The organism is Pseudomonas sp. BF-R-30 (assembly GCF_019956175.1).
GTDB lineage: Bacteria > Pseudomonadota > Gammaproteobacteria > Pseudomonadales > Pseudomonadaceae > Aquipseudomonas > Aquipseudomonas jessenii.
On sequence record NZ_JAHBDE010000011.1, the window covers coordinates 451,062 to 459,821 of the forward strand.

Genomic DNA, 8,760 nt, shown 5'->3' on the forward strand with positions numbered 1-8,760 from the left:
AATCGTCGTCATGCAGCGGGTCATCAGGGATGCGCAAGCCACATCGGAGGGGATGAGTGCGCTGCAAGCCAAAGTCGCCCTCATCCAGAAACACTTTCCGCCGACCGTCGCCAGTCTGTTTGCTATCCCGCGGATGGGCAGCGGCGACGTGCTGGAATGGTGGACCGAACTGGGTGGCCAACCCACGCCTTATGCCGATCTCAACGAGGACGCGCAACGACGTTTGCTGGAAACCTATGAAGTGCGTCAGACGTCCCTCGGACAGCTGGCGGATGAACTGCAAAAACGCGGTCAAACGACGGAAGCGGATGACCTGCGCAGCCTGCTCGGTACGCCTGAGCTGGACAAACTCTACAGCCTCAACGGTGAGCCTTTGGTGGTGCGGTGGAACCAGCGTCCGCCCAAACCGATCGTGCCGCCAGTGGTGCCCGTCCTACCGCCGTCGCGTCGTGGCTGGTGGATCGCGGCAGCCTTGCTCGCGCTGCTGTTGCTGCTTCTGGCGCTCTGGCTCTGGTGGTTCCTGCACCGTGAGCCGGTTGTCGTGGTTCCGCCTGTAGCGCCTGTGGCACCGGTAGTGACGCCTGTTGAGAAACCGGTTGAACCTGTCCCCGAGCCTGTCGTGGAACCGGAACCGAAACCTGTTCCGGCACCAGAACCCACGCCAGAGCCGGTAGCGGAACCCAAGCCGGTCCCGCCACCAAAGCCGGCACCGGCACCGGAACCCAAGCCGACCCCGCCACCCAAACCGGTTCCACCACCAAAACCGGTAGTGGCTGCCCCGCCACCCGCCCCGACGCTGGACAACTTCGCATGCCGCAAAACAGCGCCGAAGTCAGAGGTCCCGCAGTTCGTGGTGGTGCTCGACACCTCGGGTTCGATGGATTTGAACATCAAGTCAGTGAAATCCGACGAGGACTGGTTCTTCGGTCCTGACATCAACAAGCTCCTGGACCCGAACCGCACCATGCGGCTTACCGCCAAACCCAGCCGCATGGACGTCGCCAAGGACTCGCTGGCCGGCATGATCAACGGGCTGGACCCGAAGATCGACACACGCCTGATCACCTTCGCCGGCTGCGAAAGAACACCGGACCAGGGTTTGTTCAAGTTCGGCGACCGCCCGCGGCTGATCAACGGGATTCGAGGCCTGGTTCCCGACGACGGCACACCGCTGGCCGACAGCCTGGCCCACGCGGCGAGTACGGTCGACGGGCGCAATAACGATGCGGTGATCGTGATGTTCGTCGACGGTGAAGACGGTTGCGGGCAGGACGTTTGCGCGGTATCCCGTCGAATCGCCAGGGAACAACCGCGCCTGCGGGTCAACGTGGTGAAAATCGGTGCTGGCGGCCCGTCACGCTGTATCGCTGAAAACACCGGAGGTCGGGTTTACAACAGCACCAATGCGGCTGAGTTGAGTAACCTGTTGAAACAGGCGAGCAAGGAAGTATCCAGCAATGCCAAGTGCGATTAGCTTGGGGACTGTTCCGACTTGCCCGCGATGATTCATCTCAAGTGCTCGACCGCCGGTAACTCCATGGCCCGAACCTCACCCAAAAGAAAATCGCTGAGGCGGCGCAAACGCTCGCCTCCGGGGCGGGTTTTCGGCCAGACCAGGAAATAATTCTCACCGCTGGCGACGGCTGTCGGCCACGGCAAACTCAGACGTCCCTGCGCGACATCCTCCGCGACCATCAGCAAATCGCCCATGGACACGCCGTATCCACGGGCGGCTGCAATCATGCCCAGTTCCAGCGTGTCGAACACCTGACCTCCCTTGAGCGAGACCTGATCGGTCAGGCCCATGCGCTCCAGCCAGTTGCGCCAGTCACGGCGGTCCGGTGTCGGGTGCAGCAGCTCGGTACTGGCCAGGCGCGCGACGTCCCATGGTTGATCCTTCAGAAGATTCGGCGCGCCCACCGGAATCAGCTCTTCGGGGAACAGGAAAGTCGCCTCCCAGTCCGGTGGAAAATGCCCATTGCTGAGGATGACGGCGCAGTCGAAGGGTTCGTGGTTGAAGTCCACTGAATCGACGTCCATCCACGCACTGGTCAATTGCACTTCGTTGCCTGGCTGCAGATGACGGAAACGACTGAGGCGCGCCAGCAACCAACGCATGGTCAGGGTCGACGGGGCTTTCATGCGCAGGATGTCGTCTTCGGCGCGCAAGGTATTGCAGGCGCGTTCAAGCGCGGTGAAGCCTTCGCGAATGCCCGGCAACAGCAATCGGGCCGACTCGGTCAGTTGCAGGTTGCGGCCACTGCGATGAAACAAGCGGCAGGCAAAGTGCTCTTCGAGCGTACGAATATGCCGGCTGACCGCACTTTGGGTAATCGACAGCTCTTCGGCCGCGCGGGTAAACGAACTGTGCCGCGCCGCCGCTTCGAATGCGCGCAGGGCATACAAGGGAGGAAGACGACGGGACATTGGGAAAGCTCCTACTGCGGGGTTCGCCTACCCTAGCAGAAACTCTCCAGCATGAGTTTGAATCATGCTATCCATCCTTTTTATCCCTTTGTGAAAACCGTGCAGAGCGCCGAGAATCGGTGCTTTCCTGTTCCCTTTTGATAATCGAGCGTGATGACCATGCAGCATCCAGCACGTACTGAACTCTGGGCCATCCTGCGGCTGGCGGGGCCGTTGATTGCCTCGCAGTTGGCGCACATGCTGATGGTCCTCACCGACACTCTGATGATGGCGCGCCTGAGTCCCGAGGCCCTGGCCGGTGGCGGGCTCGGTGCGGCGACCTATTCGTTCGTGTCGATTTTCTGCATCGGCGTGATTGCGGCGGTCGGCACCCTGGTGGCGATCCGTCAGGGTGCCGGCGATATTGTCGGGGCCACTCGACTGACCCAGGCCGGGTTGTGGCTGGCGTGGCTGATGGCGCTGGTCGCCGGATTGCTGTTGTGGAACCTCAAACCGGTGCTGCTGCTGTTCGGCCAGACTGAAAGCAACGTCAACGCAGCCGGGCAGTTTTTGATCTTCCTGCCGTTCGCCCTGCCCGGCTACCTGAGCTTCATGGCCCTGCGCGGGTTCACCAGCGCCATTGGCCGTGCAACGCCAGTGATGGTCATCAGTGTTGGCGGTACGGTCGCCAACTTCCTGCTCAACTATGCGCTGATTACCGGCATGTTCGGCCTGCCGAAACTGGGGCTGACGGGCATCGGGCTGGTCACGGCGATTGTCGCCAACCTGATGGCACTTGCGCTGGCGTGGCACATTCGTCGGCATCCGGCTTATGAGGCTTATCCGCTGCGCCAGGGCCTGTCGCGGCTGAACCGCCAGTACCTGAAGGAGCTGTGGCGTCTGGGGCTGCCGATTGGCGGTACCTACGCGGTGGAAGTCGGGCTGTTTGCCTTCGCCGCGCTGTGCATGGGCACCATGGGCAGCACACAGCTGGGGGCTCATCAGATTGCCCTGCAAATCGTTTCGGTGGCGTTCATGGTCCCGGCAGGGATTTCTTATGCAATCACCATGCGCATCGGCCAGCACTACGGCGCCGGGCAATTGCTGGATGCGCGGCTGGCCGGGAGGGTCGGTATTGCCTTCGGGGCGGTGGCGATGCTGTGTTTCGCCATGGTCTTCTGGCTATTGCCAAACCAGTTGGTCGGTTTGTTTCTCGACCACAACGACCCGGCGTTTCGCGATGTCATCAACCTTGCCGTGAGCCTGTTGGCGGTGGCGGCATGGTTCGAACTGTTCGACGGCACGCAAACCATTGCCATGGGCTGCATCCGCGGACTCAAGGATGCCAAGACCACTTTCCTGGTCGGCCTGGGTTGCTATTGGCTGATTGGCGCACCGGCGGCGTGGTGGATGGCGTTCCACCTGGACTGGGGGCCAACGGGCGTCTGGTGGGGCCTGGCGCTGGGGCTGGCGTGTGCGGCGGTGAGCCTGACGCTGGGATTTGAGTGGAAGATGAAGCGGATGATCAAGCGCGACACGACGTCAGTGCAGCGTTTCGAGATTGCTCAGCCTGACTGAGCCCCCTGTAGGAGCGAGCTCGCTCGCGATGGTCGTCAACGATAACGCTGGTTGGCAGGTGCCCCGCGGGGTTCTCAGGTTTATCGCGAGCAAGCTCGCTCCTACAGGGCTCTGTGGCAACCTCAGCCCACGATTTCCAGCATCGGCTGCTGATTGCTGCCAAACGTCAGATACTCCACCAGTTCGGCCAGCGGCAAAGGCCTGCTGATCAAATACCCCTGCACCTGATCGCATTCAAACCCACGCAGCAGATCCAGTTGCTCCGGCGTTTCCACGCCTTCTGCGACCACCTCGAGGTTGAGGTTGTGCGCCAGGTTGATCATCGCATGCACCAGTTTGCGGTTTTCCTCACGCTGCTCCATGCCGCCGACAAAGCTCTTGTCGATCTTCAGCAAGGTGATCGGCAGGCTGTTGAGGTGCACGAACGACGAGAACCCGGTGCCGAAGTCGTCGAGGGAGAAGCGCACACCGAGGCGCCCGAGGGCGTCCATGGTCTGCTTCACCAGATCGCTGCGACGCATCACGGCGGTTTCGGTCAGTTCGAACTCCAGCCACTGCGCCTCGACACCGCGCTCGGCAATCAGGCGACTGAGAGTCGAAAGCAACTGGCTGTCCTGGAATTGCCGGAATGACAGGTTGATCGCCATGTGCAACGGTGGCAATCCCAGCTCGAGCAGCGCCTGCATGTCGCGCAAGGCCCGGGAAATTACCCAGTACCCCAACGGCACGATCAGACCGCTCTGCTCAGCCAGTGGCACGAACTCGCTCGGAGGCAACAAACCGCGCTCGGCATGGCGCCAGCGCACCAGGGCTTCAAGGCCGACGATCTGCCCGTCTTCGAGGTTCAGCCGTGGCTGGTAATGCAGCTCCAGCTCATCGCGGCGCAGTGCCCGACGCAGCTCGGTTTCGAGGTCGGCGATGCTGCGGGCATTGCGATTGATGCGCTCGTTGAAAATGTGAAAGGTGCAGCCCTGGGTGCTTTTGGCCTGCTGCATGGCGATATGTGCATGCCACATCAGCGGATCCGCACCGGCCTGGGCCCGGGCGTAGGCAATGCCCAGGCTGGAACCGATCAACAGGCTTTCGCCATCGACCCAATAAGGCTCGGCCAGTATTTCGCTGATGCGCTCGGCCATCCACTCGGCACGCTGGGGAGCACGACGGGTGTCGATCAGCAGAGCGAATTCATCACTGCCCAGGCGCGCCAGTTGATCGCCGGCCTCAAGCTGACTCTTGAGCCGCGCCACCACTTGCAGGATCAGGCGATCACCGGCCTGATGGCCGAGGGCGTCGTTGGCATAACGAAAGTTGTCGAGGTCGAGATGACCGAGGGCCAGACCGCGACCGTCGTTTTCCGCCAGGCGCGCCGTCAGCAGAGTCTGGAAGCCCTGGCGGTTAGCGATGCCGGTCAGCGGATCTTGCTCGGCCAGACGTTGAAGGGTGTTTTCCAGAACGCCACGTTCGCGCACATGGCGTAGGCAACGGCGCAACATGCCGGGATCGAGATGATCGCGCACCAGCCAGTCACTCACGCCGTCGGGCGGGATCAGCGGCTCATGGTCGAGCAACAACACCGTCGGCAGGCTGCAACGACCCGGCGCCGGCTGAAGTTGCGGGATGGTCAATAACACCGCGCTGCGGTTGTCATCGAACAGGCTGCTGACCGACTCCCAACTCGGCGCGCTGATGAGCACGGCCGAGCTCCCCATAGGAGCCAGACACTCGCGCAACAACGCTGCCCACGCTGGCTCTTCGGCCAGTAGCAGCAAACGCAAGGGTTCGACAGGCGTAGACAAGCTAGCTCCCTAGACTCTGCAAAGATGTAGGCGACGGGCATTATGCCGTTCCGATGACCAATGACAATGACATCGGTGAGCAAAACGAGACCTTTGTATCCGGAAATACGAACATTAGCCGCAAATTCGTTGCGCATCCTGCGTGAAAGTAACAAAACCGGCAATTACAGATAGCGTGGTACGTCACAAGTCGGACAGAGCAGCACAATTCGCTGAGCCTGTTAAAATGCCGGCCCATTTCGTGACTGACTCCTGAATTTACCTATGTCCCGACTCAATCCCCGGCAGCAAGAAGCCGTGAGCTACGTCGGCGGCCCTCTTTTGGTGCTCGCCGGTGCTGGCTCCGGCAAGACCAGCGTGATCACGCGCAAAATCGCGCACCTGATCCAGAACTGCGGCATCCGCGCCCAGTACATCGTCGCCATGACCTTTACCAACAAGGCCGCCCGCGAGATGAAGGAACGGGTCGGCACCCTGCTGCGCGCCGGCGAAGGTCGTGGCCTGACGGTCTGCACCTTCCACAACCTGGGCCTGAACATCATCCGCAAGGAACACGTGCGGCTGGGCTACAAACCGGGCTTCTCGATCTTCGACGAGACCGACGTCAAGGCCCTGATGACCGACATCATGCAGAAGGAATACTCGGGCGACGACGGCGTCGACGAGATCAAGAACATGATCGGCGCCTGGAAAAACGACCTGATCCTGCCGGCCCAGGCCCTGGAAAACGCGCGCAACCCCAAGGAACAGACCGCTGCCATCGTCTACACCCACTACCAGCGCACGCTCAAGGCGTTCAACGCGGTGGATTTCGACGACCTGATCCTGCTGCCGGTGAAGCTGTTCGAAGAACACGCCGACATCCTGGAAAAGTGGCAGAACAAGGTGCGCTACCTGCTGGTGGACGAATACCAGGACACCAACGCCAGCCAATATTTGCTGGTGAAAATGCTCATCGGCAAACGCAACCAGTTCACCGTGGTGGGCGACGACGACCAGTCGATCTACGCCTGGCGCGGCGCGCGCCCGGAAAACCTGATGCTGCTCAAGGACGACTACCCGTCCTTGAAAGTGGTGATGCTGGAGCAGAACTATCGCTCCACCAGCCGCATCCTGCGCTGCGCCAACGTGCTGATCTCGAACAACCCCCACGAATTCGAAAAGCAGTTGTGGAGTGAAATGGGCCACGGCGACGAGATCCGCGTGATCCGGTGCCGCAACGAGGACGCCGAAGCCGAGCGCGTGGCCATGGAAATCCTCAGCCTGCACTTGCGCACCGACCGCCCGTACAGCGATTTCGCGATCCTGTATCGCGGCAACTACCAGGCCAAGCTGATCGAGCTGAAATTGCAGCACCACCAAGTGCCGTATCGCCTGTCCGGCGGCAACAGCTTTTTCGGTCGCCAGGAAGTAAAGGACCTGATGGCCTACTTCCGCCTGATCGTGAACCCGGACGACGACAACGCGTTCCTGCGGGTGATCAACGTGCCGCGCCGCGAGATCGGCTCGACCACGCTGGAGAAGCTGGGCAACTACGCCACCGAGCGCAAGATCTCGATGTACGCCGCCACCGACGAAATCGGCCTGGGCGAGCATCTCGACAGCCGCTTCACCGATCGCCTGTCGCGCTTCAAGCGCTTCATGGACAGGGTGCGCGAGCAGTGTGCCGGCGAAGACCCGATCTCGGCCCTGCGCAGCATGGTCATGGACATCGACTACGAGAACTGGCTGCGCACCAACAGCTCCAGCGACAAGGCCGCCGATTACCGCATGGGTAACGTCTGGTTCCTGATCGAGGCGCTGAAGAACACCCTGGAAAAAGACGAAGAAGGCGAGATGACCGTCGAGGACGCCATCGGCAAACTCGTCCTGCGCGACATGCTCGAGCGCCAGCAGGAAGAGGAAGACGGCGCCGAAGGCGTGCAGATGATGACCTTGCATGCGTCCAAGGGCCTGGAATTCCCCTACGTGTTCATCATGGGCATGGAGGAGGAAATCCTCCCGCACCGCTCCAGCATCGAAGCCGACACCATCGAAGAAGAGCGTCGCCTGGCCTACGTGGGCATTACCCGTGCGCGCCAGACCCTGGCCTTCACCTTCGCCGCCAAGCGCAAGCAGTACGGCGAGATCATCGATTGCGCGCCGAGCCGCTTCCTCGATGAGTTGCCGCCGGACGACCTGGCCTGGGAAGGCAACGACGACACACCGACCGAAGTCAAAGCCGTGCGAGGCAACAACGCATTGGCGGATATACGCGCGATGTTAAAGCGCTAGAATTGACCACTTTTTTAAAACCTTAGGGCGCACAAGGCGCCAACAGAGGACAGCTTCATGGAAGCCCTGCACAAGAAAATTCGCGAAGAAGGCATCGTGCTTTCCGACCAGGTCCTGAAAGTCGACGCCTTTCTGAACCACCAGATCGACCCGGCCCTGATGAAGCTGATCGGCGACGAATTCGCCACGCTGTTCAAGGATTCGGGCATCACCAAGATCGTCACCATCGAAGCCTCGGGCATCGCCCCGGCGATCATGACCGGTCTGAACCTGGGCGTGCCGGTGATCTTCGCCCGCAAGCACCAGTCCCTGACCCTGACCGAAAACCTGCTGTCGGCGACCGTGTACTCGTTCACCAAGCAGACCGAAAGCACCGTGGCCATCTCTCCGCGCCACCTGACCAGCAGCGACCGCGTGCTGATCATCGATGACTTCCTGGCCAACGGTAAGGCGTCCCAGGCACTGATTTCGATCATCAAACAGGCCGGCGCCACCGTGGCGGGCCTGGGTATCGTTATCGAGAAGTCGTTCCAGGGTGGTCGTGCAGAGCTGGACTCGCAGGGTTATCGCGTAGAGTCCCTGGCCCGTGTGAAGTCGCTGGCCGGTGGTGTCGTGACGTTCATCGACTGATCCGCCACACCGCAAAACCAGTGTGGGAGCGGGCTTGCTCGCGAAAGCGATGTGTCAGTCAAAGTTGATGTCGACT

Annotated in this window: 6 protein-coding genes; 4 read left to right on the forward strand and 2 right to left on the reverse strand. The window is 61.3% G+C overall.

Annotation, left to right across the window (positions count from 1 at the left end):
• Positions 1 to 10: 10 nt before the first annotated feature.
• A complete protein-coding gene (locus KGB20_RS08885; RefSeq protein ID WP_154909794.1) occupies positions 11 to 1,474 on the forward strand; it encodes a vWA domain-containing protein in 1,464 nt (487 codons plus the stop codon).
• Positions 1,475 to 1,506: 32 nt separating this feature from the next.
• Here the strand turns inward: KGB20_RS08885 and KGB20_RS08890 are convergent, their stop codons facing one another.
• On the reverse strand, positions 1,507 to 2,427 hold the full coding sequence (locus KGB20_RS08890) for a LysR substrate-binding domain-containing protein (protein WP_154860895.1): 921 nt from the start codon (positions 2,425 to 2,427) through the stop codon (positions 1,507 to 1,509).
• Positions 2,428 to 2,586: 159 nt separating this feature from the next.
• Between KGB20_RS08890 and KGB20_RS08895 the strand changes: the two genes are divergently transcribed.
• Complete coding sequence (locus KGB20_RS08895; RefSeq protein ID WP_150814535.1) at positions 2,587 to 3,984, forward strand: NorM family multidrug efflux MATE transporter; 1,398 nt, start codon at positions 2,587 to 2,589, stop codon at positions 3,982 to 3,984.
• A gap of 122 nt (positions 3,985 to 4,106) precedes the next feature.
• On the opposite strand, the gene KGB20_RS08900 is transcribed toward KGB20_RS08895, so the two are convergent.
• Positions 4,107 to 5,780: a putative bifunctional diguanylate cyclase/phosphodiesterase gene (locus KGB20_RS08900; RefSeq protein WP_150814534.1), complete on the reverse strand. Its 1,674-nt coding sequence runs from the start codon at positions 5,778 to 5,780 to the stop codon at positions 4,107 to 4,109.
• 264 nt (positions 5,781 to 6,044) lie between these two features.
• On the opposite strand from KGB20_RS08900, the gene rep reads away from it, so the two are divergent.
• Both rep and KGB20_RS08910 read left to right on the forward strand, forming a co-directional pair.
• Complete coding sequence (rep, locus tag KGB20_RS08905) at positions 6,045 to 8,054, forward strand: DNA helicase Rep (RefSeq protein WP_007989511.1); 2,010 nt, start codon at positions 6,045 to 6,047, stop codon at positions 8,052 to 8,054.
• A gap of 57 nt (positions 8,055 to 8,111) precedes the next feature.
• On the forward strand, positions 8,112 to 8,684 hold the full coding sequence (locus tag KGB20_RS08910) for a xanthine phosphoribosyltransferase (RefSeq protein ID WP_102669385.1): 573 nt from the start codon (positions 8,112 to 8,114) through the stop codon (positions 8,682 to 8,684).
• Positions 8,685 to 8,760 lie beyond the last annotated feature (76 nt).